The 26,047-nt window shown below is 62.9% G+C and carries 26 protein-coding genes; 20 read left to right on the top strand and 6 right to left on the bottom strand.

The window, feature by feature from the left end; translation table 11 throughout:
• Positions 1-89 precede the first annotated feature (89 nt).
• Complete coding sequence (locus JJ959_RS01420; protein WP_292879476.1) at positions 90-827, top strand: Crp/Fnr family transcriptional regulator; 738 nt, start codon at positions 90-92, stop codon at positions 825-827.
• Positions 828-833: 6 nt separating this feature from the next.
• Here JJ959_RS01420 and JJ959_RS01425 read toward each other — a convergent pair whose 3' ends face one another.
• The gene (locus JJ959_RS01425) at positions 834-2,213 is read right to left on the bottom strand and encodes an MmgE/PrpD family protein (RefSeq protein WP_292879477.1); all 1,380 of its coding nucleotides are present in this window, start codon (positions 2,211-2,213) and stop codon (positions 834-836) included.
• 115 nt (positions 2,214-2,328) lie between these two features.
• Between JJ959_RS01425 and JJ959_RS01430 the strand changes: the two genes are divergently transcribed.
• From JJ959_RS01430 to JJ959_RS01485, 12 genes are all read left to right on the top strand, one after another.
• Positions 2,329-3,888 carry a bifunctional aminoglycoside phosphotransferase/ATP-binding protein gene (locus JJ959_RS01430; RefSeq protein ID WP_292879478.1) on the top strand — a complete coding sequence of 520 codons (1,560 nt, stop codon included), beginning with the start codon at positions 2,329-2,331 and terminating at the stop codon, positions 3,886-3,888.
• A gap of 72 nt (positions 3,889-3,960) precedes the next feature.
• Positions 3,961-4,560: a hemerythrin domain-containing protein gene (locus tag JJ959_RS01435; protein WP_292879479.1), complete on the top strand. Its 600-nt coding sequence runs from the start codon at positions 3,961-3,963 to the stop codon at positions 4,558-4,560.
• A 36-nt stretch (positions 4,561-4,596) separates the two neighbouring features.
• Positions 4,597-5,985: an oxygen-independent coproporphyrinogen III oxidase gene (hemN, locus tag JJ959_RS01440; protein ID WP_292879480.1), complete on the top strand. Its 1,389-nt coding sequence runs from the start codon at positions 4,597-4,599 to the stop codon at positions 5,983-5,985.
• A gap of 465 nt (positions 5,986-6,450) precedes the next feature.
• Entirely contained in the window at positions 6,451-7,890 is a 1,440-nt protein-coding gene (gene ccoN / locus JJ959_RS01445) for a cytochrome-c oxidase, cbb3-type subunit I (protein ID WP_292879572.1), read from the top strand.
• Between the two features lie 3 nt (positions 7,891-7,893).
• Positions 7,894-8,628: a cytochrome-c oxidase, cbb3-type subunit II gene (gene ccoO, locus JJ959_RS01450; protein ID WP_292879481.1), complete on the top strand. Its 735-nt coding sequence runs from the start codon at positions 7,894-7,896 to the stop codon at positions 8,626-8,628.
• 9 nt (positions 8,629-8,637) lie between these two features.
• Positions 8,638-8,787: a cbb3-type cytochrome c oxidase subunit 3 gene (locus tag JJ959_RS01455; RefSeq protein WP_292879482.1), complete on the top strand. Its 150-nt coding sequence runs from the start codon at positions 8,638-8,640 to the stop codon at positions 8,785-8,787.
• Positions 8,788-8,789: 2 nt separating this feature from the next.
• Complete coding sequence (gene ccoP, locus JJ959_RS01460; protein WP_292879483.1) at positions 8,790-9,659, top strand: cytochrome-c oxidase, cbb3-type subunit III; 870 nt, start codon at positions 8,790-8,792, stop codon at positions 9,657-9,659.
• A gap of 105 nt (positions 9,660-9,764) precedes the next feature.
• Positions 9,765-11,255, top strand: a complete 1,491-nt coding sequence (gene ccoG, locus JJ959_RS01465; RefSeq protein WP_292879484.1) for a cytochrome c oxidase accessory protein CcoG — start codon at positions 9,765-9,767, stop codon at positions 11,253-11,255.
• Positions 11,252-11,767, top strand: coding sequence for a FixH family protein (locus JJ959_RS01470; RefSeq protein ID WP_292879485.1), 516 nt, complete (start codon positions 11,252-11,254; stop codon positions 11,765-11,767). Before ccoG ends, JJ959_RS01470 begins: the two co-directional genes overlap by 4 nt.
• An 8-nt stretch (positions 11,768-11,775) precedes the next feature.
• A complete protein-coding gene (locus tag JJ959_RS01475; protein WP_292879486.1) occupies positions 11,776-14,064 on the top strand; it encodes a heavy metal translocating P-type ATPase in 2,289 nt (762 codons plus the stop codon).
• Positions 14,061-14,198 (top strand): cbb3-type cytochrome oxidase assembly protein CcoS, encoded by a 138-nt coding sequence (ccoS, locus tag JJ959_RS01480; protein WP_193180239.1) that lies wholly within the window; start codon positions 14,061-14,063, stop codon positions 14,196-14,198. Before JJ959_RS01475 ends, ccoS begins: the two co-directional genes overlap by 4 nt.
• A gap of 74 nt (positions 14,199-14,272) precedes the next feature.
• Positions 14,273-15,115, top strand: a complete 843-nt coding sequence (locus JJ959_RS01485) for a hypothetical protein (protein ID WP_292879487.1) — start codon at positions 14,273-14,275, stop codon at positions 15,113-15,115.
• Between the two features lie 13 nt (positions 15,116-15,128).
• Here JJ959_RS01485 and JJ959_RS01490 read toward each other — a convergent pair whose 3' ends face one another.
• Complete coding sequence (locus JJ959_RS01490) at positions 15,129-15,908, bottom strand: DUF2189 domain-containing protein (protein WP_292879488.1); 780 nt, start codon at positions 15,906-15,908, stop codon at positions 15,129-15,131.
• A gap of 198 nt (positions 15,909-16,106) precedes the next feature.
• Here JJ959_RS01490 and JJ959_RS01495 point away from each other — a divergent pair, with 198 nt between their 5' ends.
• The 5 genes from JJ959_RS01495 (at position 16,107) to JJ959_RS01515 (ending at position 20,610) form a co-directional block, all read left to right on the top strand.
• Positions 16,107-16,406 (top strand): hypothetical protein, encoded by a 300-nt coding sequence (locus JJ959_RS01495; RefSeq protein WP_292879489.1) that lies wholly within the window; start codon positions 16,107-16,109, stop codon positions 16,404-16,406.
• 112 nt (positions 16,407-16,518) lie between these two features.
• The gene (locus JJ959_RS01500; protein WP_292879490.1) at positions 16,519-17,994 is read left to right on the top strand and encodes an ABC transporter substrate-binding protein; all 1,476 of its coding nucleotides are present in this window, start codon (positions 16,519-16,521) and stop codon (positions 17,992-17,994) included.
• Positions 17,995-18,018: 24 nt separating this feature from the next.
• A complete protein-coding gene (locus JJ959_RS01505) occupies positions 18,019-18,975 on the top strand; it encodes an ABC transporter permease (RefSeq protein WP_292879491.1) in 957 nt (318 codons plus the stop codon).
• The gene (locus tag JJ959_RS01510) at positions 18,968-19,861 is read left to right on the top strand and encodes an ABC transporter permease (protein WP_292879492.1); all 894 of its coding nucleotides are present in this window, start codon (positions 18,968-18,970) and stop codon (positions 19,859-19,861) included. Before JJ959_RS01505 ends, JJ959_RS01510 begins: the two co-directional genes overlap by 8 nt.
• 122 nt (positions 19,862-19,983) lie before the next feature.
• Positions 19,984-20,610 (top strand): phospholipid methyltransferase, encoded by a 627-nt coding sequence (locus JJ959_RS01515; protein ID WP_292879493.1) that lies wholly within the window; start codon positions 19,984-19,986, stop codon positions 20,608-20,610.
• Between the two features lie 15 nt (positions 20,611-20,625).
• On the opposite strand, the gene hspQ is transcribed toward JJ959_RS01515, so the two are convergent.
• Positions 20,626-20,955: a heat shock protein HspQ gene (hspQ, locus tag JJ959_RS01520; protein WP_292879494.1), complete on the bottom strand. Its 330-nt coding sequence runs from the start codon at positions 20,953-20,955 to the stop codon at positions 20,626-20,628.
• A gap of 213 nt (positions 20,956-21,168) precedes the next feature.
• Between hspQ and JJ959_RS01525 the strand changes: the two genes are divergently transcribed.
• Positions 21,169-22,464 carry an MFS transporter gene (locus JJ959_RS01525; RefSeq protein WP_292879495.1) on the top strand — a complete coding sequence of 432 codons (1,296 nt, stop codon included), beginning with the start codon at positions 21,169-21,171 and terminating at the stop codon, positions 22,462-22,464.
• Positions 22,465-22,479: 15 nt separating this feature from the next.
• Here the strand turns inward: JJ959_RS01525 and JJ959_RS01530 are convergent, their stop codons facing one another.
• Positions 22,480-24,165: a PAS domain-containing sensor histidine kinase gene (locus tag JJ959_RS01530; protein ID WP_292879496.1), complete on the bottom strand. Its 1,686-nt coding sequence runs from the start codon at positions 24,163-24,165 to the stop codon at positions 22,480-22,482.
• A 63-nt stretch (positions 24,166-24,228) separates the two neighbouring features.
• The gene (locus JJ959_RS01535; RefSeq protein WP_292879497.1) at positions 24,229-24,993 is read right to left on the bottom strand and encodes an Hpt domain-containing protein; all 765 of its coding nucleotides are present in this window, start codon (positions 24,991-24,993) and stop codon (positions 24,229-24,231) included.
• 204 nt (positions 24,994-25,197) lie between these two features.
• Here JJ959_RS01535 and JJ959_RS01540 point away from each other — a divergent pair, with 204 nt between their 5' ends.
• Entirely contained in the window at positions 25,198-25,590 is a 393-nt protein-coding gene (locus JJ959_RS01540) for a response regulator (RefSeq protein ID WP_292879498.1), read from the top strand.
• Positions 25,591-25,599: 9 nt separating this feature from the next.
• On the opposite strand, the gene JJ959_RS01545 is transcribed toward JJ959_RS01540, so the two are convergent.
• Entirely contained in the window at positions 25,600-25,977 is a 378-nt protein-coding gene (locus JJ959_RS01545; protein ID WP_292879499.1) for an Hpt domain-containing protein, read from the bottom strand.
• Positions 25,978-26,047: the final 70 nt, after the last annotated feature.

A 26,047-nucleotide genomic window follows, 5' to 3' on the forward strand; every position in this document is an offset into this window, starting at 1 on the left:
ACTTAGATCAAGGCACGCTCGCAGCGCCGCACGCATCTTGGTTCGGCTTGTCTCCCGAAATGCGATCGCGATGGGAAAGCGAACTGGCGATGAACATGATTGCTGCATTGAACGATGAATCGGTGAGCAAACTGCCCTGCACCGGGTGCGAAGACCGGGATTGCCCGATCAGAAACGCGCTCGGCGACGCGGGTCTGAAGCGATGCGCCGGTGCCATCCGGCAGATCTCGGCGCGCCCGGGCGAGCGCATAGAGATTTCCGGATATCAGCAGGACACCGTGTTCAGGGTCGCTTCCGGAATGCTCATGCAGGAACACGTCCTCGGCGACGGACGCCGGCATGTTTCCGCCTTCAAGACCGACGGGGAAATCGCCTGGCCCCTGTCCAACGGCAGCATGGGCGAGATCCGCGAATTCTACGAAGCTGTCAAACCTTCCGATATTTGCGTTATTTCCGTCGATTCGGTGGCAGAGGCGACGTCCCATCCGGCGGAACTGATGGAAACGCTCTATAGCGCCGCAAAGGACGAAGTCGCCCGAGACCAGACCCGGATGCTGACTCTCGCGCGGTCTTCCGCAGCGGAACGTCTTGCCGGCTTCCTGGTCGACCTTGCCGGACGGACCGGCAGGCAGACACGTCGCGGCATCGAACTGAAGCTCAACATGCGGCGCGAACGGATCGCCGATCACCTCGGGATGCAGCCGGAAACCATCAGCCGGATCATGTCGACCTTCAAGAAAGACGGCGTCATCCAGCTGCCCCGTCCGACCGTGGTCATCATCCCGGATATCCGCACGCTCGCGAATATCGCCTACGGCACCAGCTGATCGGCATTACTCGGGCTGCGCGAGCGCCGAAAGCAGGCTCGCGTCTTCCATATCCGCCAAAGTGAAGATCCGGCCGGCAAGCTCGTCAGCCCGCGTCGCTCCCAGCACCGGCGCGCCGAGAATTCCGAACTTCTCCAGCAGGCGGGCGCGCTGGGCCGGCTGGTCGGCCGCCGGCACCCCGACGTCGCGGGTTTCCTCGACCACCGTGCCGTCCTTCAGTTCCGCCCTGACCCGCCCCATCGTGCGGCTGTCATCCTCGATGCCGACAACGACTGTGCGCCGCCCGAGGTCTCTCAGACCTGCATCCTGTGCGATCTCGTCCGTATAGGCACCAAGATCGGCAGTATCGAGCCCGTTCAGCGCCATGGCAACCGTGTGCCTGAGGCTGAACTTGACCTGCAGTCCGGTCTCCGGCCGCTCGATATTGCAGACCGTCAGCGTGTTCTTGTTCACTTCGATGGTCAGCCGCTCGATCGCCTCCGGCGAGACGCCACGCGTCCGCCGCAACTCCCGCGCCGCTTCGATCGGCGAATGGGTGAGATAGCAGGCGGCGTGATACTTGAAGAGATTTCCCTCGACCGCATAAGGACTGTTGCCGCCGGGCGAGATCTCGATCGGCGTGAAACCGTCCGATTGTGTCGCTGCGAGGCCCTGGGCACATTCGAGCGCATCCGTCCGCGACGTCATCCCCTTCAGGGCGAGGCGGGCCGCAAGCAAGCCGTTGGAGGCCGCCTTTCCGACCTGGAACGGCTTCGACATGGTGCCGAACATTGATTTCAGACCGGCCGCCTGCGCCACGGCGAGCCCCAGCGCGTTCGCCGCCTGCTCCGCATCGAGGCCGAGAAGGCGCGCGGAAGCCGCCGCGGCGCCCAGAGTGCCGATGGTCGCGGTGGTGTGCCACCCCCGGTCGTAGTGGCTGTATCCGATCATCTCGGCGGCAAGGATCTCCGTCTCGTAGCCGACCACGAAGGCATCGAGAAACGCCCGTCCGGAAACCGGCTTTGTATCCGCGATCGCCAGCAGCACCGGGACGAGCGGCACGGTCGGGTGTCCCATCATCCGGGAATTCACATCGTCATAGTCGAGCGCATGGGACGCGGCGCCGTTCACCAGCGCGGCATTCAAAGTGCTGAGAGCATCCCTGCGACCAACAAGACGGGCGGGGCCGGTCCCCTCTTCCCGAGCGGTTTCCGCCAGCATCAGGCTGAGCGGCTCGCGGCTCCCCGCGAGCGTGACTGCAAACCAGTCGAGAATCGCGTCAGCCGCCCAGTCATGCGCGGTTCCGCCGAACGAGTCGGGTCCTGCCGATACCGCCCAGGCCGCGAGGTCCTTCGTCGGGGATCCGGGGTTTTCGGTCCGTTGGCTATCGATTTCGGCGCGTCCCACCTGTTCCTCCAGTTTCCGTCCGGTACGATTGAGGCATGTCATAGTCGTGACCAAAGTCATCGGCATGATCGGTCGTGACTTGGATGAGTGTCCGGATTCTGCGAGTTATCGAACCATGGAACAAACCGAGGACCAAAGTGCGGCTTTGGAATTTCTCGCGCGCCGCGACAGCTACGATCCCGCGCCTGAGACAGAGCCCTTGCATGTCGCGACCCATGGCAGCCACGTCTTTCTCGTCGGAGATCGTGCCTACAAACTGAAACGGGCGGTTGCCTTTCCCTACATGGATTACGGCACACTCGAACGCCGCAAGTGCTTTACCGAAGCTGAACTGGAGCTCAACCGGCGGACTGCTCCCGACCTGTACCTCGGCATCCGCCGCCTGACCCGGACCGAGGACGGAGGCCTTGCCTTCGACGGCGCAGGCGAGACGATCGAGTATGTGCTTGAGATGCGTCGCTTCGCAGAGGAAACACTGCTCGACCGGATGGCCGAGAGCGGAACGCTCACGCCAGCCCTGATCGAACGGACGGCGGAACGGATCCGCGCCTTTCACGACAGCGCCAAGAGCCTCTCCCCCAATCAGGCACCCGGAGCGGGATCGGCCGGTGTACGGACAGTCCTCGAAGAAAACTTCGAGGAGTTCGAGGCTCAGCCCGAGCATTTCCCGCCAGGCGAAGTCGCCGCCTATGCCCGGGATGTCTGGTCCGCTTTCGAGCGTGTCGCGCCTTTGCTCGACAGCAGGGTGGCCGGGGGGCAGGCGAAGCATTGCCATGGCGACCTGCATCTCCGGAACATCTGCCTGCTCGACGGCGAACCGACACTGTTCGACGGGATCGAGTTCAATCCGCTCTTCGCCTGCATCGATGTCCTCTATGACCTCGCCTATTTCCTCAGCGATCTGATCATCCGGGGCCGAGCCGATCTCGCGAACCTCGCCTTCAACCGGTACTTCGTCGATGGCGATTACGAGGGTCTCGCCTGCCTGCCGCTGTTCATCTCAACCCGTTCGGCCGTGCGGGCCAAGATCATGGTCAGCGCCGCCGAAGTGCAGGACGACCCGTCCGCGCGCGCCGAAATGCTGACCCAGTCGCGGCTTTCTTTCGCAGCCGCAGCGGAACAGATCGCCGAGATGAGTCCGCGTCTGATCGGGATCGGCGGTTTTTCCGGGTCGGGAAAATCGACCCTCGCACGCGCCCTCGCCGCCCGCCTCCGGCCGGCGCCCGGCGCGCTGCATCTGCGCAGCGACATCATCCGCAAACACCTCTTCGGCTATACGCCGACCACGCCCCTCCCGCCGGAAGCCTACAGCCCCAAGATCAGTGCCCGGGTCTATGCCCTGATGCTCGAACGCGCCGAGGCGGCCCTCAAGGCCGGCTATCCGGCAATCATGGATGCCGTGAACGACCGCCCGATTGACCGCGATGCAATGGAAACGCTTGCCGTTTCGCTTGGAGTCCGATTTGACGGATTTTGGCTCGATTTGCCTCCGGAGGTCATGGCGAAGCGGATCGCCCGACGCCAGGAGGATGCCTCGGACGCCACCGAATGCGTAATGCTTGAGCAGGTGGCACATGGCCACGGACCGCTCGAATCCTGGGCAGAGATCGATGCCTCAGGCTCCCCGGACTCCGCGCTGGAAGCCGTCTTTGCCCTGCTGCCCGCCTGCTATTGACATACATCAAGGCCCGAAATTCCCGACTTTCATAGACTCGTGCACATAAAGACCTGAACAGGGATGGTCGATATGCCGAGAATTCTGGAAATCCTGCAGAAGGACCATCAACAGCACGATCTGTTGCTGTCCATTCTCGAAAAGCAGGTGAAAGACGCGCATCTGACAGGTGAGCCGGACTACGACGTGGTCTCCGAGATCGTCGATTATTTCCTTACCTATCCGGCCGAATTCCACCACGCGCGCGAGAACAAGATGTACGAGAAGATACTTGCGCGCGATCCCTCTGCAGCCGACGAAATCGGCCATATCGAGGAAGAGCATGAGGCTGGCGAAGCCTACATAAAAGCCTTTGCAGGCGCCTTGGCGAGTGTCCTCGGCACGGGCATCGTGACCCGCAAGCAATTCGCCAATGCGGCGCTCGAGTTCATCGAGTCCCAGCGCCGCCACATCCGCATGGAAGAGAGCATGTTCTTCCCGACCGCGCTAAGGGTGCTGACGGCGGAAGACTGGAACGCTCTGGACGACGAACTGTCCGACCGGGCGGACCCGATCTTCGGCAGCCAGCGCGAAGCACAATTCGAGGCTCTGCGGCAGGAAATCGTCGAAATGCAGAACGCGCGGGAGCCGGCCAACGACCGCTTTCCCGCCGGACAGGAGATGAGCGTCTGAACGGACGCCCGAGAACCCCGATACTGGTGAATTCCGATGAACATGTTGCGTAAGGAGCCCTCGCGGAAGGTCTGCGAGTTCGGGCTGATGCAGAAATATGGCGGACGCAATGTTCCGCGCTACACGAGTTATCCGACGGCGCCGCATTTCAGCGAAGCAGTGGATGCCGGCAACTACAAGCAATGGCTGACGGAACTCACCTCCGAGGACGCGCTCTCGCTCTATATGCACGTGCCGTTCTGCGACGTGCTTTGCTGGTATTGCGGTTGCGCGACCCAGGTTGCGCGCAATTACGGTCCCGTTGCCGAATATGCCCGGATTCTGGAGCGCGAGATCGCGACCGTCTCCCGGCATCTCCGGTCGCCCGGCCCAGTGCGCCATCTGCACTGGGGCGGCGGCTCGCCCAATCGTCTCAACGCGGCCGACTTCTATTCCCTGATGTCGCTCTTGCGGCGCAATTTCCCCTTCGCGGACGATGCCGAACTCGCCATCGAGATCGATCCACGCACCCTCGAAGAGAGCCAGATCGACGCCTATGTCCGTTCCGGCATCAACCGCGTGAGTCTCGGGCTGCAGGATTTCACACCGAAGGTCCAGAAAAGCATCAATCGGGAACAGCCGTTCGAGCTGGTCGAGCAACGCGTCCAGGCCCTCCGGGCCGCCGGGATCGACAAGCTCAATTTCGACCTGATGTACGGCCTGCCATATCAGAGCGCCGCCGATGCGGAACACAGCGTTGCCCTGGCCCTCAGCCTGGAACCGAGTCGCATTGCCGTTTTCGGCTATGCGCATGTTCCATGGATGCGCAAGCACCAGAAGCTGATCCCGGAAAGCGCCCTGCCCCGCACCCTTGAGCGGCGCGAGCAGGCGGAGCAGATGGCGCGCCTGATTCAGGACGCCGGATACGTACGGATCGGGCTCGATCATTTCGCGCGGCCCGACGATCCGATGGCAATCGCCGCTGCCTCCGGAGCGCTCCGGCGCAATTTCCAAGGCTATACGACTGACGATGCGAATGCCCTGATCGGGTTCGGTGCGTCCTCGATCGGCGCGCTGCCCCAAGGCTACATCCAGAACATTCCCGACGCCCGGCTCTACGAGAAGAGCGTGCGGGAAACCGGCTTCGCTGTCGCTCGGGGAATCGCCCTCAGCGACTCGGACAGACTGCATCGCCGGATCATCGAAAAGCTGATGTGCGATGAACGGGTCGACCTGGTTGAAACCTGCGCCGAATACGGCGTCGAGGTAAAGGACGTCCAATTCGATTCCGCCGCGCTCACCGAGATGCGTTCGGAAAGCCTTGTCGAGTGGGATGGCCGGCGGATCGAGATGACGCCGGAAGGGCGTCCCTTTATTCGCGTCGTCGCCGCCCTGTTCGACGCCTATCTGGCGACCGGGAAAGCGCGTCATTCAGGCGCTGTCTAAGCATTTCGCAAGTGCAATATTGTCATGTTGCGGCGCGATGTCGCTGTGCGTTCCCGCCACATGCCGGTTTTGCCCTTCATGAGAGATCCTGAGTTTCGGCTCAGGTGCCGCTGGAATTTGACCTGAATCAATGTCGATGCCGGTCAATGCTTCTAGCTTTGGGATCAAGGCTGTTCCCGGAGGGGGGATGGTCACTCGAGTGTGTTCAGTATCGCGAGGGAAGACATGAACAGCACACTAACCGCAAACCGCCATACAGGCGGCGCATGGACCATGGGGGTGCTCTTCGCCCTCGGGGCCATCGTCAGCCTGCTTTGGATGGCAAAAGCGCCGAGCCCCGAGATGGGCTTTCACGCCTTTATCTTTTTCGCCTTTTTCACGCTCGGCTGTTTCGCCCTGGTGAAACGCCAGTACGACTTGGCCGGTGCGCCGGCAGTCCCGACCGCGGATGACGATGTCGGCTATATGGACGGCGTGATTCGCGCCGGTGCGATCGCCTCCACTTTCTGGGGCGTGGTCGGCTTTACCGTCGGTCTCGTCATCGCCCTTCAGCTGGCTTTCCCGGTTCTGAACTTCGACCTTCCATGGACGAATTTCGGCCGCCTGCGCCCGCTGCACACTTCCGCGGTGATCTTCGCCTTCGGCGGCAACATCCTGATCATGACTTCCTTCCATGTGGTGCAGCGGACCTGCAAGGCCCGCCTGGCCGGTGGTCTCGCCCCGTGGTTCGTGTTCTGGGGCTATCAGCTCTTCATCGTGCTGGCGGCGACGGGCTACGTGCTCGGCATCACCCAGGGCAAGGAATATGCGGAACCGGAATGGTACGTGGATCTCTGGCTGACCATCGTCTGGGTGGTCTATCTGCTGGTCTTCCTCGGCACTATCTGGCGCCGCCGGGAGCCGCATATCTATGTCGCGAACTGGTTCTACCTCGCGTTCATCCTGACCATCGCGATGCTGCACATCGTCAACAACCTGTCGCTGCCGGTCTCCCTTGCCGGTGCGAAGAGCTATTCCGCCTTCGCCGGGGTGCAGGATGCGTTGACGCAGTGGTGGTACGGCCACAACGCCGTCGGCTTCTTCCTGACCGCCGGCTTCCTGGCCATCATGTACTACTACATCCCGAAGCGGGCGGAGCGTCCGGTCTATTCCTACCGGCTCTCCATCATCCACTTCTGGGCGCTGATCTTCCTCTACATCTGGGCCGGTCCGCACCACCTGCATTACACGGCACTGCCGGACTGGGCGCAGACCCTCGGCATGACCTTCTCGATCATGCTCTGGATGCCGTCCTGGGGCGGAATGATCAACGGCCTGATGACGCTTTCAGGCGCCTGGGACAAGCTCCGCACGGACCCGGTCCTGCGCATGCTGGTGACCTCCGTCGCCTTCTACGGGATGTCGACCTTCGAAGGCCCGGTCATGTCCATCAAGGCGGTGAACGGCCTCAGCCACTACACCGACTGGACCGTCGGCCACGTGCATTCCGGTGCGCTCGGCTGGGTCGGCATGGTCAGCTTCGGCGCCCTCTACTGCGTGGTTCCGATCCTCTGGAACCGTGAGCGGCTCTACTCGCTGCGCCTCGTCGGCTGGCACTTCTGGATCTCGACCATCGGCATCGTGCTGTACATCACCTCGATGTGGGTCTCTGGCATCCTGCAGGGCCTGATGTGGCGTGCCTACGACACTCTCGGCTTCCTGGAATACTCCTTCGTCGAGACTGTCGAGGCCATGCATCCCTTCTATGTGATCCGGGCTCTTGGTGGCGCCGTCTTCGTCGCCGGTTCCCTGGTCATGGCTTACAACCTCTACCGCACCATGCGGGGCGATCTTCGTGACGAAGCCCCGTTCGTGGGCGCGCCGGTGCGCGCACCCCAGCAGGGCGCGGTTGCGGCGGGAGAATGATCGATGTCGCTGCTCAATAAACACGCCATCTTCGAGAAGAACTCGATCCTGCTCTGTGTCGGGATCCTGATCACCGTCGCCATCGGGGGCCTGGTCGAGATCTCGCCGCTCTTCTACCTGGAAAGCACCATCGAGAAGGTGAAGGGCATGCGTCCCTACACCCCGCTCGAGCTCGCGGGCCGGAACATCTATATCCGCGAGGGTTGCTACAACTGCCACAGCCAGATGGTGCGGCCTTTCCGGGACGAAGCCGAGCGCTATGGCCATTACAGCCTCGCCGCGGAGAGCATGTACGACCACCCGTTCCAGTGGGGCTCCAAGCGGACCGGCCCGGACCTCGCCCGGGTCGGCGGCCGCTACTCCGACGACTGGCACGTGGCACATCTGGTCAATCCGCGCTCCGTGGTGCCGGAATCGATCATGCCGGGCTATCCGTTCCTCGCGAACAAGGAGCTCAAGATCGACGACATGGCGGGTCACCTCGCCGCCAATCGCGGCGTCGGCGTCCCCTACACGGACGAGATGATCGAGAACGCCGTTCTCGACGCGCAGGTCCAGACCAATCCGGACGCCGACGAGGTGGACGCGTTCATGGCCCGTTATCCGAAGGCGCAGGTGCGCGACTTCGATGGCAATCCGGACAAACTCACCGAGATGGACGCGGTTGTCGCCTATCTCCAGATGCTGGGCACGCTGGTCGATTTCGACCTCTACGCCCAGGATCCGGCCCTGCGTTAGGAGGCGGCTATGGATTATCACACAGTCTCTGCCTTCGCGCAGACCTGGGGCCTCGTGTTCCTGGTCGTCATGTTCCTCACCGCAGTCGCCTACGCGCTGTGGCCGAGCAACCGGGGCAAGTTCAAAAAAGCCGCGCACATGCCGCTTGAGGAGGATTGACCGTGGCTCACAATGTCGAAAAGGACGCGGTGACCGGCGTCGACACAACGGGTCACGAATGGGACGGTATCAAGGAACTGAACAACCCGCTTCCGCGCTGGTGGCTCTGGACCTTCTACATCACCGTCATCTGGTCGATCGGATACTGGATCGTCTATCCGGCCTGGCCGCTGGTTTCCAGCTATACCGAAGGCATGTTCGGCTATTCCTCCCGTCAGGAGGTCATGGACCGGATCGCCGAGGCGAAGGAAGCCCAGTCCGCCTATCTCGGAAAGATCGAGTCCGCCTCGCTCGACGAGATCCGGAACGACAGCGAGCTGCTGAACTTCGCCCTCGCGGGCGGGCGTTCGGCCTTCGCGGTCAACTGCTCCCAGTGCCACGGTCAGGGCGCCCAGGGTTTCGTCGGCTATCCGAACCTGAACGACGACGAGTGGATCTGGGGCGGCAAGCCGGAAGAGATCATGCAAACGATCAATTTCGGCATCCGGTCCGCACATGACGACACCCGCTTCAGCCAAATGCCGGCCTTCGGCAAGGACGGCATTCTCGAGCGTCCGCAGATCAACGCGGTCGTGGAATATGTCCTGAAGCTTTCCGGTCAGGAGCACGATGCGGCTCTCGCCGGAACCGGACAGGAGGTTTTCGTCGAGCAATGTGCCGCGTGCCACGGCGAAAACGGCGGAGGCATGCGCGAGCTGGGAGCTCCGCGCCTGTCCGACTCGATCTGGCTCTATGGCGGTGATCGCGAGGCCTTGCGCGAGACGGTCACCAATGCCCGCTACGGCGTGATGCCGGCGTGGACCGGCCGGCTCGACGAGGCGACCATCAAGCAGCTTGCCGTCTACGTCCATTCGCTCGGCGGCGGCGAATAACACCTCCGCGTCCCCGCCGGTCTTCCGGGGGTAACGCACCCCACACCCCTCCGGACAAGGGACCGACCCGGAACTTTTTCAGCAAGAGCGCAACACAGGTCACCCATGGATCAGGCCAGCCAGGTTTCGAGCCCAGCCACCGCCCTCCGCGACACGGTCGAGAAGATCGATGTCGATGCGGTCAACAAGAAAGAGGAGCGGTCCCTCTACAAGGCCCGGGTCAAGATCTACCCGAAACGGGCCACAGGCACGTTCCGCAAGCTGAAATGGCTCGTCATGGCCGCCACGCTGGCGGTCTATTACCTCGCCCCCTGGATCCGCTGGGACCGTGGCCCGAACGCGCCCGACCAGGCGATCCTGATCGATTTCCCGGCACGGCGTTTCTATTTCTTCTTCATCGAGATCTGGCCGGAAGAGGTCTATTATCTGACCGGGCTGTTGATCATCGCCGCCCTCGCTCTCTTCCTTGTGACCAGTCTCGCCGGACGCGTCTGGTGCGGCTACACCTGCCCGCAAACCGTCTGGACGGATCTCTTCATCTGGGTCGAGCGTCTGGTCGAAGGCGATCGCAGCGCCCGCATCCGGCTCGACAAGTCGCCGCTCTCTCTGAACAAGGTCGCGCGCAAGGCAACCAAGCACGCGCTCTGGCTGCTGATCGGTGCCGCAACCGGTGGCGCCTGGATCTTCTATTTCGCCGACGCGCCGACCCTGCTGATGGAGGTGGTGACCGGCACCGCCCCGACCGTCGCCTACAGCACGATCGCGGTGCTGGCCGGCTCAACCTACATTTTCGGCGGCATGATGCGGGAGCAGGTCTGCACCTTCATGTGCCCCTGGCCGCGCATCCAGGGCGCGCTGGTGGACGAGGACTCCCTCATCGTCTCCTACAAGGACGATCGCGGCGAACCGCGCGCACCGTTCCGCAAGAACCAGGATTGGTCGGCTCGCGGCGACTGCATCGACTGCAACCAGTGCGTCGCCGTCTGCCCGATGGGCATCGACATCCGCGACGGGCAGCAGCTTGAGTGCATTCACTGCGCGCTCTGCATCGATGCCTGCAACGAGGTGATGACGCGGATCGACCGGCCGCTGAACCTGATTTCCTACGACACCTACGTGAACCACGAGCGCAGGGCGGCGAACCAGCCGACGCAGAAGCCGCGCCTGATCCGGGCACGGACCGTCATCTATTCCGCGCTGATCGCCATCGTCGGCCTGATCATGCTGGCGACGCTGCTGACCCGCTCCACGCTCGACATCAACATCCTGCACGACCGCAACCCGCTGTTCGTCACGCTTTCCGACGGCAGCATCAGGAACGGCTACACGATCAAGATCCTGAACAAACAGCACGAGGTGCGCCGGTTCGAGATCGCGGTCGAGGGTCTGGAGAACGCCACGATCTCGGTGGTTGGCCACGAGGGCACCAGCGGGCTCGAAGTGCCGGCGGACCGGCTCGCCCAGTTCCGCGTCTTCGTCGCGGTGCCCGCGAGTTCGATTACGGACGAACAGACGGATTTCGACTTTGTCGTCACCGATCTCGTTGACGGAAACCGCGCGGTCAACGACACCATATTCAGAGGTCCCGAGAAATGAGCGATCTGACCATGAACGCACCGACGAAGCTCACCGGAAAGCACGTGCTTTTCACCCTGCTCGGCTTCTTCGCCGTGGTGATCGGCGTGAACGTGGTCTTCATCGTCGTCGCGCTCGACAGCTGGACGGGCCTCACGACCTCGACCTCCTATCAGGAGGGTCTGCATTACAACGCCGCCATCGAGCAGGCGGCGGAGCAACGGGCGCGCGGATGGTCGGCAGACCTGACGGTGGTTCGCGACACGGCGAAGGCCGACAGTATTTCTGTGACCGTTTCGGCTCTGATTGCCGACAAGGACGGCAAGCCGCTCGCGCTGGAGAACGTGACCCTCAGCTTCCGGCACCCGATCAACGAGAAATACGATCAGGTGCTGGTTCTGACGCCCGCCGGTGCCGGCCGGTTCAACGGCGCCGCCGACCTTCCTGTCGCCGGCAACTGGGACACCCGCCTGACCGCAACGGCCGATAACGGCGTCGGCTTCCGGCAGGACGGCAGTCTCTGGATAAAGTAGGCAGCGCCATGAACACCGCGACGGACAATCCTCAAGACAGGACCGCAGGCGCTCCGCTCGCAAGCTGCTGCGAGATCGCGGCCGCGATGGACCTCGCCGACGACGTCATTCGCCCGGCCGATGTCGGGAGTTATGTGACAGCCGGAGAGGATGGGATCTCGGATCTCCACCTCATCGTCCGCAACATGCACTGCCCCTCCTGCGTCCGCCAGATCGAGGGCGGCCTCGGCGCCGAACCCGGCGTGCTGCTTGCACGCCTGAACGCCACGACCCGCCGTCTGCATCTACGCTGGAAGGACGCGGAGACAAGTGCTTCCGCTCTGGTCGAGAAGCTTGCCGATCTCGGCTACGAGGTCAGTCCCTATGACCCGGTGAAGCTCGCGGCATCCGCCAATACAGACGACAGGGAACTGCTGAAGGCGATGGCGGTCGCCGGCTTCGCCGCCGCGAACGTCATGCTGATCTCAGTCGCCGTCTGGGCCGGCCTGGCGCAGGACATGGGCGAAGCGACCCGCGCGCTGATGCACTGGGTCGCGGCGCTGATCGCCCTGCCGACGGTCGCCTATGCAGGACGTCCGTTCTTCCGCTCTGCGCTCTCCGCCGTCAGCCACGGCCGCACCAACATGGACGTGCCGATCTCGCTCGCCGTGCTGCTTGCGGCGGGGATGAGCCTCTTCGAGACCACGCGGGGCGGCGAGCATGTCTATTTCGACGCCTCGGTCAGCCTGCTGTTCTTCCTGCTGATCGGCCGGTTCCTCGACCGTTCGCTCCGGCGCAAGGTCGAATCCGCGGCGCAGAACCTGCTCGCTCTCAAGGCCGTTTCAGCGACGGTGGTCGGACCCGACGGCGCATATGTCTCGCAGCCGATCGATGCGATCCGTCCCGGCATGAAGGTTGCGGTCGCCGCCGGTGAGCGCTTTCCGGTCGATGGCGTCGTGACGTCCGGCCGGACCGAAGTGGATACCTCGATGGTCACCGGCGAGTCCGTTCCGCGCGCCGCCGGGCCCGGGGAGAAGGTTTTCGCCGGAACGGTCAATCTCGGCGCTGCCGTCACTGTGACCGTGACCGCGACCGACGAAGGCACCCTGCTCTCCGAGATCGTCGGACTTATGGAAGCGGCGGAACAGGGTCGCGCCCGCTATGTCCGCCTCGCCGACCGCATGGCGCGCTGGTACGCGCCGGTTGTGCACGCCCTGGCGCTCGCGACCTTCGCAGGCTGGATGCTGTTCGGCGGCATGAGCTGGCAGGCTGCGCTCCTCATCTCCATCACCGTTCTGATCGTGACCTGTCCCTGCGCGCTCGGCCTCGCCGTGCCCGCAGTGCAGGCCGGTGCGGTCGGCCGCTTGCTGAAGGCCGGCATCCTTGCCAAGTCCGGCGACGGTCTGGAACGGCTCGCCGCGATCGATACCGTGGTCTTCGACAAGACCGGGACGCTGACCCTCGGCCGTCCGGAGCTGCTGGACCGGCACGACATCGCTCTCGCGGACCTGAAACGGGCCGCCTCGCTCGCCGCCGCGAGCCGTCACCCGCTGTCGCTTGCCATTCGCCGCGCCGCCGGCCCGGTCGGTGCGATGAGCGGAGTCGAGGAGATCCCCGGACAAGGCCTCCGCGCTGTGGACGGAACCACCGAGATCCGTCTCGGCCGCCGGGAGTTTGTCGGCATTCATCCGGAGGACGGCATGTCACATGACGGGCCAGAGCTCTGGCTTGCCGTCGGCGCACACCGGGTGCAATTCCGCTTCCGCGACACACCGCGTGCCGATGCCGCCGCGACTGTTTCCGCACTCAAGGCACTCGGTCTCTCGGTCGAGCTGCTGTCGGGTGACCGTCCTGCGGCCGTGGCCCGTCTGGCCGAAGACCTGAACATCGGCGTCTGGCGCGACAGCTGCAGCCCGCAGGACAAGATCGCGCGCCTTGAAGAACTGGCCGCCGAGGGTCGCAAGGTCTGCATGGTTGGTGACGGCCTGAACGATGCCCCGGCACTTGCCGCAGCGTTCGCCTCCATCTCCCCCGGCAGCGCGGCCGATGCCAGCCAGACCGCGGCCGATTTCATCTTCCAGGGCGACCGCCTCGCACCCGTTCTGGAAGCGGTGAAGACCGCGCGTTCGGCGCGGGTACTGGTCCTGCAGAATTTTACCCTTGCACTCGCTTACAACCTGATTGCCGTGCCCATAGCAGCCGCCGGCTTCGCCACGCCGCTGATCGCCGCCATCGCAATGTCGGCCTCATCCCTCGTAGTGACCCTGAATGCACTCAGGATCAAACTGGGCCAGGCTACGCCAGGAGTCGAAAGATGACCGCTCTCGGTTTCCTCATTCCCGCCGCCCTGTTGCTCGGTCTGATCGGTCTGGTGGCATTCCTCTGGGCCCTCAAGAACGGCCAGTTCGAGGATCTCGACGGCGCCGCGCACCGGATGCTCGACGAGGACTGAGCGCCCCATCACGTCAGCGTGACAGGCATAAATGACGGATGAGTTGATCCTTGAGATCAGTCACTCTCCGGTTCATGAGATGGATCAGAAAACCGCTGGCGGCGATGTGTCTTGCCCTCATTGCCCAGCACGCTGCCACGGCCGATGACCGCGCTCAGCCTTGCGGAACCGAAGAGCCCTGCCACATCGCCAGCGGCAGCTACTACGCCAAGCCGCCGTCCGGGTGGGACGGTGAGAGCACGCTTCCCGTGGTGATCTATTTTCACGGCTACAAACAGAGCGGACGCACCGTCCTCGGCATGAAAGCCCTCATGCGAGCTGCAGACGAGTCCGGGATCCTGGTCGTGGCTCCGAACGGGACGGAGGGGCGCTGGTCCGTCAGGGGCGCGCCGTCAACACTCCGGGACGACATCGCGTTTGCCCGCGATCTGGTGCATGACATTTCCACGAAATGGCCGGTGGACCTTAAACGGCTCTGGGTCTCAGGCTTCTCGCTCGGCGGGTCCATGGCCTGGGACGTCGCCTGCCTCTCCGGCGACCTCTTCACCGGCTTCATGCCTGTCTCGGGAGCCTTCTGGCGCCCTCACCCCACCGACTGCCCGAGCGGGCCGGTGACGATGCTGCATGTACACGGCCGGGGCGACAAGGTGGTCCCGCTCGAAGGCCGGACGATCCGGGACCGTTGGCGGCAGGGCAATGTGCTGGAGGGTTTCGAGTTCTGGCGCGCGCATGACCGGTGCAGCGACGACGAGGTGGAGAGCACCGGCGACAGGGGACTGCATTGCCGGGAATGGCGCAGCTGCTCTGGCGGAAAGCGCCTCACACTCTGCCTCTATGACGGCGGCCATGCCGCGCCGAATGACTGGTACCCGAAAGCCTTCAGATGGTTGCAGGAAACGGTGCCGCCCCGAGGTTGAAGCTATCCCCCCGCTATTCCGGCCGGATGCCGTCGAACGCCCTGCGGTAGGCATGCCAGGTCGCGTGGCCGATCAGCGGGAAGGTCACCGCCAGACCGACAAAGCAGGTGACGATACCGACCGCCGTCAGCATGACGATGAGCCAGGCCCAGACCATGAGCGGCCAGAAATTGCGCCGCACCATCTGAACGCTTTCCACGACCGCGGTGACGGCATCGACATCGCGCACCATCAGCATCGGCACGGAGAAAGCCGTGACGGCGAAAACCGCCGCCGCCAGCACCCCGCCGAAAGCGGTCCCGAGCACGAGCAGGCCGAGGCCGTCATAGGTGAAGAACAGGATGCTGATGGATTCCTCCAGCCCCGGAAACGGCTGGGTCCCGAGAAACAGCGCGTAGAGCAGCGTCGCGATACGGATCCAGATCAGGTGCACGACCATGAGGATCACGCCGAGATAGGCAAGCTGGGTCGGATTCTTGACGGGCACGAAGAGCGCGGTCCTGAGCGACACCGGCTCGCCCGCTTCCCGGCGCCGGCTGGTCTCGTACAGCCCGACCGCCAGCATCGGTCCCATCAGCATGAAGCCGGCCGAGAGCGGCAGCAGAAGATGCGGAACGTTCAGGAGAAACAGCGTACTCGCCAGACCAAGGCTGGCGAGGGTGAAGCCGACGCCGTAAGTGAGGCTGATTCCCGGCACGGCCAACATGTCGCGCCATCCGGCAGCGAGCCATTCCCACGGCTCGTCCGGTTCCATTCCAGCGCCGCTAATATGTGCCGTATCCGCAGACACCATAGGGATCCTCCAATTCCACCGCTCTTTATCGTCGACGTCCCGAGAGGGATCGTTTGGCGGCGGCATGTTCGACACCAGTGTCACCTTCAATTTCGCCCGGAAACAAGTCAAAAACATTGATCCAGATCAATGTTTGCGTTGGCTTTTTGCCGAGAATCGCGAATGCCCGGCGGGCGGCAGAGGCGACAGGATCAGGTCATGAAAAAACCCATCAACGACGGCGCGGAAGTCTCGATCGAGTTCCCGGACAAGGCCTATCTCGGCTATTTCCGCAGCGACAGCTCGTTCGAGGTCGAGCGGGAACGGGACAGCATCGCGCTGAAGCTGGTCCATCCCGGCGACGACAAGAGGATCGCCTCCTTCCATCTGCATGATTATCTGCTTGCCGATGTCCTCGCCGCGACGGCCGATTGCCTCGCCGAAGCGGAGATTGCCCCTCCCCAGCGCGCGGCCCTCTTGGAGGCGGCGAATAAACTGGCAGCGGTCCTGAAGCGGTAAAACCTCCGGCCCGGCCGAAGACCGAGCCCATTGCGGAGCATTGGCGAGCATGTAACGCTGCCCTATCGGGCGGAGACTGTATTGCGGTCCGCCCCGAGGAGGGAGACTCAAGATGAAATCGAAGCTCGTTGCCGCCGCATTTCTGGCCGCCACGTTCGGTATCGCCGGCACTGCCGCCGCCAAGGACACCCTGACGCTCGGAATCGGCCTCGAACCGCCGCACCTCGATCCGACCGCGGGCGCCGCGGCGGCGATCGACGAGGTGGTCTACGCCAATGTCTTCGAGGGCCTGACGCGGATCGGCTCCGACGGTGCCGTGTTGCCCGCGCTGGCCAGCTCCTGGACCGTGTCGGACGACGGCCTGAGCTACCGCTTCACGCTTCGAGACGGGGTCGCCTTCCATGACGGTACGAGCTTCGACTCCGCCGACGTCCTGTTCTCGCTGAACCGCGCGATGGCCGAGGATAGCACCAACGCCCAGAAGGGCCTGTTCGAACCGATCGCGACGGTCGCGGCGCCGGATGCGAAGACGGTCGTGATCACGCTGAAGCGCCCGACCGGCCATTTCCTCTTCAATCTCGGCTGGGGCGATGCCGTCATGGTCGCGCCCGAGAGCACGGAGAACAACAAGTCGGCACCGGTCGGCACCGGTCCGTTCAGCTTCAAACGATGGGCAAAGGGCGCGGAGATCAGTCTCTCCCGTAACGATGCCTATTGGGGCGAGAAGGCGAAACTTTCCAGCGTCAGCTTCAAGATCATGCCGGATGCCGCCGCCTCCGCCGCCGCGCTGATGTCCGGTGACGTCGATGTCTTCCCGAACTTCGGTGCGCCCGAGCTCCTGGAACAGTTCCGCGCCGATCCGCGTTTCGAGGTCATGGTCGGAACCACGGAAGGCGAGACCATCCTCTCGATGAACCACGCCAACAAGGCGCTCTCTGACATACGCGTGCGCCGGGCGATCTCCCATGCGATCGACAGGCAAGCGATCATCGACGGCGCGATGTTCGGCTCCGGCACGCCGATCGGGAGCCATTTCGCCCCGCACCACCCGGCCTATGTCGATCTGACGGGCATGTATCCGCACGATCCGGCGAAGGCAAAGGCGCTACTCGCGGAAGCGGGCTATGCGAACGGCCTGAAACTGCGCCTGACGCTGCCGCCGCCGAGCTATGCCCGGCGCGGCGGGGAGGTCGTCGCGGCCCAGCTCGCCGCGGTCGGAATCCAGACCGAGATCATTCCCGTCGAGTGGGCCCAGTGGCTGGAACGGGTGTTCAAGACAACGGACTATGATCTGACCATTGTCTCCCATACCGAGCCGTTCGATATCGGGATCTATGCCCGCGACAAGTACTACTTCAATTACACGAGCGACCGTTTCAACAAGGTCTATGCGGACCTGACCGAAGCGGTGGAGCCGGAAAAGCGCAATGCCCTTATCGGCGAGGCGCAGAAGATCCTCGCCGAGGACGCAGTCAATGGCTTCCTCTTCGAGCTGGCGCAGAACGGCGTCTGGCGCAAAGGCATCAAGGGTCTCTGGGCGAACCGGCCGGTGCAGGCGAATGACGTGACCGGAGCCTATTGGGAGTAACCGGGGCCGGTCGGACGTTCTGCAATGCTCGGATATGCCGTTCGGCGGCTGGCGGCTCTGGCGGCGACCCTCGCGGTCGCCGCCCTCGTTATCTTCCTCGTGATGGAAATCCTCCCCGGCGACCCGGCGGAGGTCATGCTCGGACTGAACGCGCAGCCAGACACGCTGGCCGCGCTGCGCGCCCAGATGGGTCTCGACCGTCCGGCGCCGGAGCGGTTTCTCACCTGGGTAGCCGCCTTCCTCTCCGGCGATCTCGGCATCAGCTACACCTATGACGTTCCCGTTTCGGATCTCATCGCCGAACGCATGGTCGTCACCCTGCCGCTCGCCCTGATGGCGATCCTGATCTCGACTGCTATCGCCCTGCCCTGCGGCGTGCTTGCTGCACGGTATCGCGGCCGGTTTGCCGACAGCTTCATCATGGGAGTTGCCCAGCTGGGTGTCGCGGTGCCGAATTTCTGGTTCGCGATCCTCCTGATCCTGCTCTTCGCCGTAACTCTCGGCTGGACGGGTGCCGGCGGCTTTCCCGGTTTCGAGGATGGCATCCTGCCGGCGCTCGGGGCCCTGCTGCTGCCGTCCATCGCGCTTGCGCTGCCCCAGGCCGCGATCCTCGCCCGCGTCACCCGTTCGGCGGTCGTCGAGGTGCTGGGCGAGGACTATATCCGCACCGCCCGCGCCAAGGGCCTGTCCGGCGGCGCCGTCCTCTGGCGCCACGCGGTGCGCAACGCGCTGGCGGCCCCGCTCACGATCATGGGGCTTCAGTTCAGCTTCCTGCTCGCCGGGACGGTCATCATCGAGAATGTCTTTTATCTGCCGGGGCTCGGCCGTCTGATCTTCCAGGCCATCGCCCAGCGCGACCTGATCGTCGTCAAGGACGTCGTGGTGCTGCTTGTCGCCCTCGTGATCACGGTGAATTTCATCGTCGATCTGCTCTATGCCTGGACCGATCCGCGGCTCCGGAAGGCCGGCAGCGATGTCTGAGCCCCAGCTTCTCACGGCAGTCCCGACCCGTACCCCCTTCAGGCGCCGTGCCATACGGCATCCGGGCTTTGTCCTTGGCGGAGCAATCAGCCTGCTGGTCCTGCTGACCGCCATCCTTTCCCTCTTCTGGACCCCCTACCCCGTTACCGAGTTGAACATCGCCGCGAAGCTCAGGCCGTTCTCCACCACTTACCTGCTTGGTACCGATCATTTCGGCAGGGACATCCTCTCCATGCTGATGGTCGGGGCAGGAAACTCGGTACTGGTCGGGATCGTCGCCGTCGGGCTCGGCGTCGGCGTCGGCGCGCCGCTCGGGCTTCTGGCCGCGATGCGCCCGGGGCTGATCAGCGAAGCGGTGATGCGGGCGAGCGATCTCGCCTTCGCCTTTCCGGCCCTCCTCACCGCCGTCATGATCACCGCGATCTATGGACCGGGAACGGTGAACTCGATCATCGCGATCGGGATCTTCAACGTGCCCGTGTTTGCCCGACTGACGCGCGGAGTCTCGCTCTCGATCTGGCAAATGGAATATGTCTCCGCCGCACGTGCGACCGGTGTGCCGCCGCTGCAGATCGCGCTCCGGCACATGCTGCCCAACATCGCCAGTCCCCTGATCGTGCAGGCGACGATCCAGTTCGCGCTCGCCATTCTCGCCGAGGCCGGCCTCAGCTATCTCGGCCTCGGCACGCAGCCGCCGCAGCCAAGTTGGGGCAAGATGCTGCACGAGGCACAGACCATGCTGTATTTCGCCCCGATGCTCGCGATTCTGCCGGGGGCGAGCATCGCCGTGACGGTCCTCGGCCTCAATCTGCTCGGCGACGGTTTGCGCGACCTGCTCGACCCGAAGCTCCGCGGAGGCTCGAAACGGCGGCTTTCAAGCACCTGACCTACAGGATTGGCTGTTGGCGCGCAGCCGCGCAGAAATTATGCTTTTGACACCCGGGGATACTGCCTATCTATGACCGGGTATGAACATCGTCCGGACCGGGCTTTCGGGAGCGCTGCAAAATGGGTCTTCGATCCGCCAGAGAGGAGATATTTTTCCTCTCGAGATGGCTACGCGCACCGCTCAAGACCGGAGCGGTTCGGCCGAGCGGCCGGGATCTGACAAGGCTCATCGCGCACGCGGTTGCGGACACCGCTCCGGACGACTGGATTGTCGAACTCGGCGGGGGGACCGGCGCCGTCACCCGGGCTCTCCTGGAGGCCGGAATCTCGCCGCAGCGTCTTGTGGTCCTGGAACGGGACCCGGCTCTCTCCGCCTGGCTGCGCCGTGATTTTCCGGGAACCACGATCATCGCCGGCGATGCGGAGCATCTCCGGCGCCACCTCGCACGGCGCGAGATCGGCGGCGTGCGCCGGATCGTCTCGAGCCTCCCCCTGCTTTCCCTACCAAGGGCACAGCGCAAGGCCATTCTCGCCGAGGCGTTCCAGGTCCTCGGAAGCGAAGGCTCCCTGATCCAGTACAGCTACGGGCCGTCCTGCCCGGTTTCACGCGCGCTCAGAGCGGAACTCGGGATCGAGGCCCGCTCGCTCGGCTTCGCCTGGCGCAACCTGCCGCCGGCCCGGGTCTGGGAGCTGCGGAAGACGATGCGCGGATCCGCTCATCTGGAAAAGTCCCAGGCGGCTGCGTAACGCCCGCCAGGCGGCTCAGGCTTCGTGATGACGGACAATGTAGCGCCCGTCATCAAACCCGGTGAACTGTTCTGAAATGGACGGGTGATTCACCGGACCGTTGTCGCTGTCGTCGAGCAGGTTCTGCTCCGAGACATAGGCGACATAGTAGGTCTCCGGATTTTCCGCGAAGAGATGATAGAACGGCTGATCGCGGCGCGGCCGGCGATCTTCCGGAATGGCCTCGTACCATTCCTCGGTATTGGCGAATTCGGGATCGACGTCGAACACGACACCCCGGAAATCGAACATCCTGTGCCGAACAACTGCGCCGATACCGAACTTGGCTTCGACTACCTTAACCACGGCCTATCACTCCGTTGTTTTTGCTCGCGTCTCGTGGAACTTGTCCGGATTGCCGGTCAGCGTCAACCGTCGCGAGGCGACAGGCTGCGCAGAAAGACACTGTCTCGTTCCGTTTACGACGCGACAACTTTCTTGTTCAGACGCAATTTTGCATACAATGTGATGGAAAGCGAACGGTTCCGTTCGAAATCAAATAAAGTCGGGGAGGTACGAATGTCCGTTGCGGCCGTGCGCGATCAGCTTTTCGGATATCTGAATGGCCGGTTTTATTACGGCTGGGTGATCCTCTCCATCGCCGGTCTCGGGCTTTTCACCAGCGGTCCCGGACAGTCCCATACCTTCAGCGTCTTCGTCGATCCGATCAGCGCCGATCTCGGCATCTCCAGCACGGAAATCGCCTCCGCCTACGGAACCGCTACGCTCTTCGCCGCACTCTGCCTGCCTTTCGCCGGACGTCTGGTAGACCGCTTCGGCCCGCGACGGATGGCGAGTGCGATCGTCCTCTGCCTCGGCCTCGCCTGCCTCTTCTTCGGCGCTGCAGCGAATGTCATCTGGCTTGCTTTCGGATACGGTTTCCTTCGCTTTTTCGGTCAAGGCGCTCTGATGCTCACCTCCGCCAATTTGACCTCCCGCTGGTTTGCGAAAAAGCGTGGCACGGCAATGGGACTGATGGCCCTCGGATTTGGAGCCTCGATCGCCGTGCACCCTCCTCTAGCCCAGTTTCTTATCGAAACTGTCGGCTGGAGGACGGCCTGGACCTATCTTGGCCTGCTGACCTGGGTCCAGATGCTGCCTGCCATATGGCTTCTCGTAATCGACAGTCCGGAAGAAAAAGGGCTGAGCCCAGACGGCGCGATCCGATCAAGACCGACAGAGGGTGTTGGCGAGACCAAGAATGACGACATTCCCGGTCTCACACTTCCCGAAGCGCTGAGGACACCTACCTTCCACCTGATATGGTTCAGCATGGCCTCCATCGCCATGCTGGTGACCTCGCTGCATTTCTACCAGGTGAAGATCTTTACCGCACAAGGCCTCGACCCCACGGTCGCCGCTTGGGTGTTCCCTATCACCGCCGGAACCATGGTCGCGATGATGCCGGTGGTCGGCCGCGTGCTCGACCGCCTCAAGACCCGTTATGCACTGTCGCTGGCGCTCCTTGTGCAGGCTTCCGCACTGCTGATGGTGACCCAGGTCAGCAATGTTCCGACGGCGGTCTTCTATGCCGCACTCTTCGGTCTCAACAATGCCTGCAGCATGACCCTGTTCGGTTATATCTGGCCGCGCTTTTTCGGCCGGCGGCATCTCGGCAGCATCCAGGGCACGGGACAGATGATCATGGTGGTCGGCGCCTCGATCGGACCGCTGCCGATCGGCTATGCGTTCGATACCTTCGGCTCGCCGACCCTGATGATCCAGGGACTGGCGCTCTATCCGGCGGCCTGCGCCGTGCTGGCGCTCTTTATCAGGACCCCGGCGGGCGTTCCCGTCGAAGAGCATCTCGAATAGCGCACGGGACAAGCGTCATTCGAGGGCCTCAAGGCGCTCCGCAGGCAAGGTGACGGTAACGGTCGTTCCCCGATTGAGCTGGCTTTCGATCTTCAGCTCCCCACCATGCGCCTTGGCAATGGCCTGAGTCAGATAAAGGCCGAGCCCCGCACCTTCGATCGAGCGGCTGTAAGTCTCGTCGGTAGCCTGTTCGAACGGATTGAGAACCCGCTCGAGATCGCTTTCGCGAATTCCGATTCCGTTATCCTTCACCGAGAGTGCGATACCCTTTTCCGCATCGACCGTGAGCTTGAGCTCGATATCTCCCCTCGGATCGGTGAATTTCACCGCATTGGTCAAAAGGTTCATCAGAACCTGGCGCACCTGGCGCTCATCGCCCCGGAAGCCTATAGGACCGTCCGGCAGTTCCGCAGTGAACTTGTGCCCCTTCTCGACCAACTTCGGGCGGATCATGGCGATCGTCGCGGATACCGACCTGCCGATATCGAACATGTCCTCCTTCAGTCCCATTTCGCCGAGTTCGATCCGTGAAACATCAAGGATGTCGTTGATCAGCTCCAGCAGATGAGCGCCTGCGGAATGGATATGGTGGACGAACTCGACATATCGCTCGCTCCCGATCGGCCCGAACATCTCCTTCTGAAGCAGATCCGAGAACCCGATGATGCTGTTGAGCGGCGTGCGCAACTCGTGGCTCATATTTGCCAGGAATTGCGTTTTGGCGAGACTTGCGAGATCGGCCCGATGAAGGGCCTCTTCGAGCTGACGGGTCTTCTCCGCGACCTTGCTCTGGAGATCGTGAGCCTGGCGCTTGCGGATCGAAATGTCACGAAACCAGATGATCCGCGCCGCATTTCCCTCGAATGTTATCGGACGACCGCTCAGCAGCATCCAGTGCGTTTCGCCATCGGCGGCATCGTGCTGAACTTCGTACTCCGTCATGGACATGCTGAAATCCGGATCGGCCAGCACGGCCATCAGACTGTCCCGCTCCCCGTCGCCCCGACGCGGCGCCTCGGCCGCCAGTAAGTCCAGAAAATCAGAACCCAGCCAGCTTTTCAGGGGGGTGTTTGCGACCAGACAGGCATTCGTGTCGTTGCAGAGCACCAGCACCCCGACGGGACAGTCCTCCAGAATGTCGCGAAGAGAGGCGATCTCCGCCCCGCCCGACGCAATGCGGATGTCCGCATCCGACAATTCCGTCAGGACCGTCGCGAGGCCGCCGTCATGGCAGGGGCGGCTATCGACACGAACCATCCGGCCCGACTCCAACAGGACGCGCAGATCTTCCCGCGGCTCGCAAAGTGCGAGGTCACCGGTCACAAGATCGGAGGCGAACCCGTTCAGCAACTGGACGTCCTTGTGAGTCTTCTGCAAGGCATGGATATCGCTCGCGTCCATGCCCAGCGACAAAGCGCCGGCGGGAATGCCGAGCAGGTCGAGCACAGCAGCATTGAACGCCTCGAGGCGTCCGCTTCGTCCCCAGAGAACAACGCCATCCCGCGTCGGGTCGGGAGCCTTGCGGAACACGCTCTTGATAACGTCTTCCACATCCGCGGAGAGATCGGTGTTCCACAGTTCATTCATCGCTACTTGTCGGCAAAGTTGTATTCTTGCCGGCCCCAGAATATAAAAAGCAGCGATTTCAATAAAACAATCCCGGCGAATACTCCACAAAATATAAGTGAGATGTTTAACCAAGATTTCCGGTTATTTTGCGAAAATCTCCGCAGTCAATAGAGCGACCCGATCCATGCAGTCCGCTCAGAGAAGTCCGAGCTTTTGCAGCGCGTCGGCCAGATCGTCGCCGAACTGGGCTCCCTTGCGAATAACAGGCACTGAGTCAGGCAACCCGCGAAGCAGCTGATTGTCGCGCGCAAACGCCGTCAATAGCGCACAGGGGATCGCTTCCGTCGCCTTCATGGCTTTCAAGGCGCGGACAAAATCGACGCCATCCAGGCCCGGCATGTTGGCGGACACGAACACGCAGTCCGGACGGGTCTGATAGACATATCCGATCGCCTGGATGGAAGACTGCAGATGCGTGACGCGATAGCCGCAGGCTTCCAGTTCCTTCGTCACGAGCCTGGCCTGCGCCCCGCCTTCCATGATCAGGCCGACTTCGACATCCGTGATAGAGACATCCGCAACATCGAACCGGGAGCGCATCGGCAGCGAGCGGACGATTGTATCGATCGGCCCTTCGCGGGAAATACGCCCGTCCACCACATCTCCGATGCGATCCACGAAAATCCGGACATCGTCCAGCTTCAATGGCGCGGACGCGTCGGAGGCGCCGAGATAATCTTCGAAACGATGTGCCAGTACGGTCAGATTGGGATAGTCGAACGTCCCGCCGGATCCTTTCAGCGAGTGAACGATGCGCGCAATGTTCACAAGCTCCGAGTTATCGAGCCGGCCGCGTTCCGACGCGACATCGAGCATGCGGTCAAGCTGAGCAATGCTATCGTTCGCCTGGTCCAGAAACTCCTGGTGCAACTGTGCTAGATGTTTCTCGAAATCTTCCATCACCTGATCCTGACCACACTGTACAGCGGAAACGCCGCCATTGCCGGGCGGGCCCGGGAACGGCGCTTTGGTAATTCGTTAACCTGCAAACGTTACCATACGGTTAGGAACCGCATTCCCGGCCGAATTATTCTTACGCCGCCCAAAGCGGTTCCATCACTCAGTGCGTCAGGCAGATGCCGCGGCTTCGGAGAGCCCTCAGAAATGAAGAAGATACTTCATGTCGATGACGAGAAGGACATCCGGGCCGTTGCCAAGCTCGCCCTGCAGTCCGTCGGCGGCTTCGACCTGACATCGTGCGCGTCGGGACAGGAAGCGCTCGATTGCGTGGCGGAAATCGCGCCAGACCTGATCATGCTTGACGTCATGATGCCAGGCATGGACGGTCCTTCTACCTTGATCGAGCTTCGCAAACGCGAGGACGTCGCGGAAGTCCCGATCGTATTCATGACGGCAAAGACGCAGCAGGACGAGATCCGCAGTCTGCTGGACCTTGGCGCGATCGGCGTCATCGCGAAACCGTTCGACCCGATGAAACTGAGTGAGGAAGTCCGGAAGGTCTGGTCGACCTGGAAAGAGAACGAAGGGAAAGACTGAGTCCTTTGTTCAGAACGGCACGATGCCGATTTCGGGATCGGCGAACATCCGATCCGCGTCGGAGAGAAGGTTGCCATAGATCTCTGTGAGTTCGGCCAACGTCGCGTCGCCAAACCGCCCCTCTTCGCAGGAAGCTATGCTGTTACAGAACTCCTCGAGCGCACGCGCACTCCGGGAGACATCCGCGTACCCGTAGGTTCCGGAACTGCCCGCGATTGTATGGGCTTCGCGCCGCATCGCCTCCAGCGCCGCGACCCGTTCCGCCCCTTCGGCGTCGCTCTGGAGCACGGCCATCTGGCTTTGCAGTTCCTCGATACGGCCCTTGCAGATTTCGTGAAATTCGGAACGAAGCCTGATGAACGCTTCCCTCATGCTGGTATCGGACACAGTCGAATCCCTTGTTCTCAGTCCCCGGGAAATTCACGGCCGGCAACCGGCGATTGCCGGAACCAGCTTC

The sequence above is a fragment of the Nisaea sp. genome (assembly GCF_017640745.1).
Taxonomy (GTDB): Bacteria; Pseudomonadota; Alphaproteobacteria; order Thalassobaculales; family Thalassobaculaceae; genus Nisaea.

Coding starts and splice junctions, on each gene's coding strand:
- JJ959_RS01420 (WP_292879476.1), top strand. CDS start 90: ATGAACATGATTGCTGCATTGAACGATGAATCGGTGAGCAAACTGCCC.
- JJ959_RS01430 (WP_292879478.1), top strand. CDS start 2,329: ATGGAACAAACCGAGGACCAAAGTGCGGCTTTGGAATTTCTCGCGCGC.
- JJ959_RS01435 (WP_292879479.1), top strand. CDS start 3,961: ATGCCGAGAATTCTGGAAATCCTGCAGAAGGACCATCAACAGCACGAT.
- hemN (WP_292879480.1), top strand. CDS start 4,597: ATGAACATGTTGCGTAAGGAGCCCTCGCGGAAGGTCTGCGAGTTCGGG.
- ccoN (WP_292879572.1), top strand. CDS start 6,451: ATGGACGGCGTGATTCGCGCCGGTGCGATCGCCTCCACTTTCTGGGGC.
- ccoO (WP_292879481.1), top strand. CDS start 7,894: ATGTCGCTGCTCAATAAACACGCCATCTTCGAGAAGAACTCGATCCTG.
- JJ959_RS01455 (WP_292879482.1), top strand. CDS start 8,638: ATGGATTATCACACAGTCTCTGCCTTCGCGCAGACCTGGGGCCTCGTG.
- ccoG (WP_292879484.1), top strand. CDS start 9,765: ATGGATCAGGCCAGCCAGGTTTCGAGCCCAGCCACCGCCCTCCGCGAC.
- JJ959_RS01470 (WP_292879485.1), top strand. CDS start 11,252: ATGAGCGATCTGACCATGAACGCACCGACGAAGCTCACCGGAAAGCAC.
- JJ959_RS01475 (WP_292879486.1), top strand. CDS start 11,776: ATGAACACCGCGACGGACAATCCTCAAGACAGGACCGCAGGCGCTCCG.
- ccoS (WP_193180239.1), top strand. CDS start 14,061: ATGACCGCTCTCGGTTTCCTCATTCCCGCCGCCCTGTTGCTCGGTCTG.
- JJ959_RS01485 (WP_292879487.1), top strand. CDS start 14,273: ATGAGATGGATCAGAAAACCGCTGGCGGCGATGTGTCTTGCCCTCATT.
- JJ959_RS01490 (WP_292879488.1), bottom strand. CDS start 15,908: ATGGTGTCTGCGGATACGGCACATATTAGCGGCGCTGGAATGGAACCG.
- JJ959_RS01495 (WP_292879489.1), top strand. CDS start 16,107: ATGAAAAAACCCATCAACGACGGCGCGGAAGTCTCGATCGAGTTCCCG.
- JJ959_RS01500 (WP_292879490.1), top strand. CDS start 16,519: ATGAAATCGAAGCTCGTTGCCGCCGCATTTCTGGCCGCCACGTTCGGT.
- JJ959_RS01505 (WP_292879491.1), top strand. CDS start 18,019: ATGCTCGGATATGCCGTTCGGCGGCTGGCGGCTCTGGCGGCGACCCTC.
- JJ959_RS01510 (WP_292879492.1), top strand. CDS start 18,968: ATGTCTGAGCCCCAGCTTCTCACGGCAGTCCCGACCCGTACCCCCTTC.
- JJ959_RS01515 (WP_292879493.1), top strand. CDS start 19,984: ATGGGTCTTCGATCCGCCAGAGAGGAGATATTTTTCCTCTCGAGATGG.
- JJ959_RS01525 (WP_292879495.1), top strand. CDS start 21,169: ATGTCCGTTGCGGCCGTGCGCGATCAGCTTTTCGGATATCTGAATGGC.
- JJ959_RS01535 (WP_292879497.1), bottom strand. CDS start 24,993: ATGGAAGATTTCGAGAAACATCTAGCACAGTTGCACCAGGAGTTTCTG.
- JJ959_RS01540 (WP_292879498.1), top strand. CDS start 25,198: ATGAAGAAGATACTTCATGTCGATGACGAGAAGGACATCCGGGCCGTT.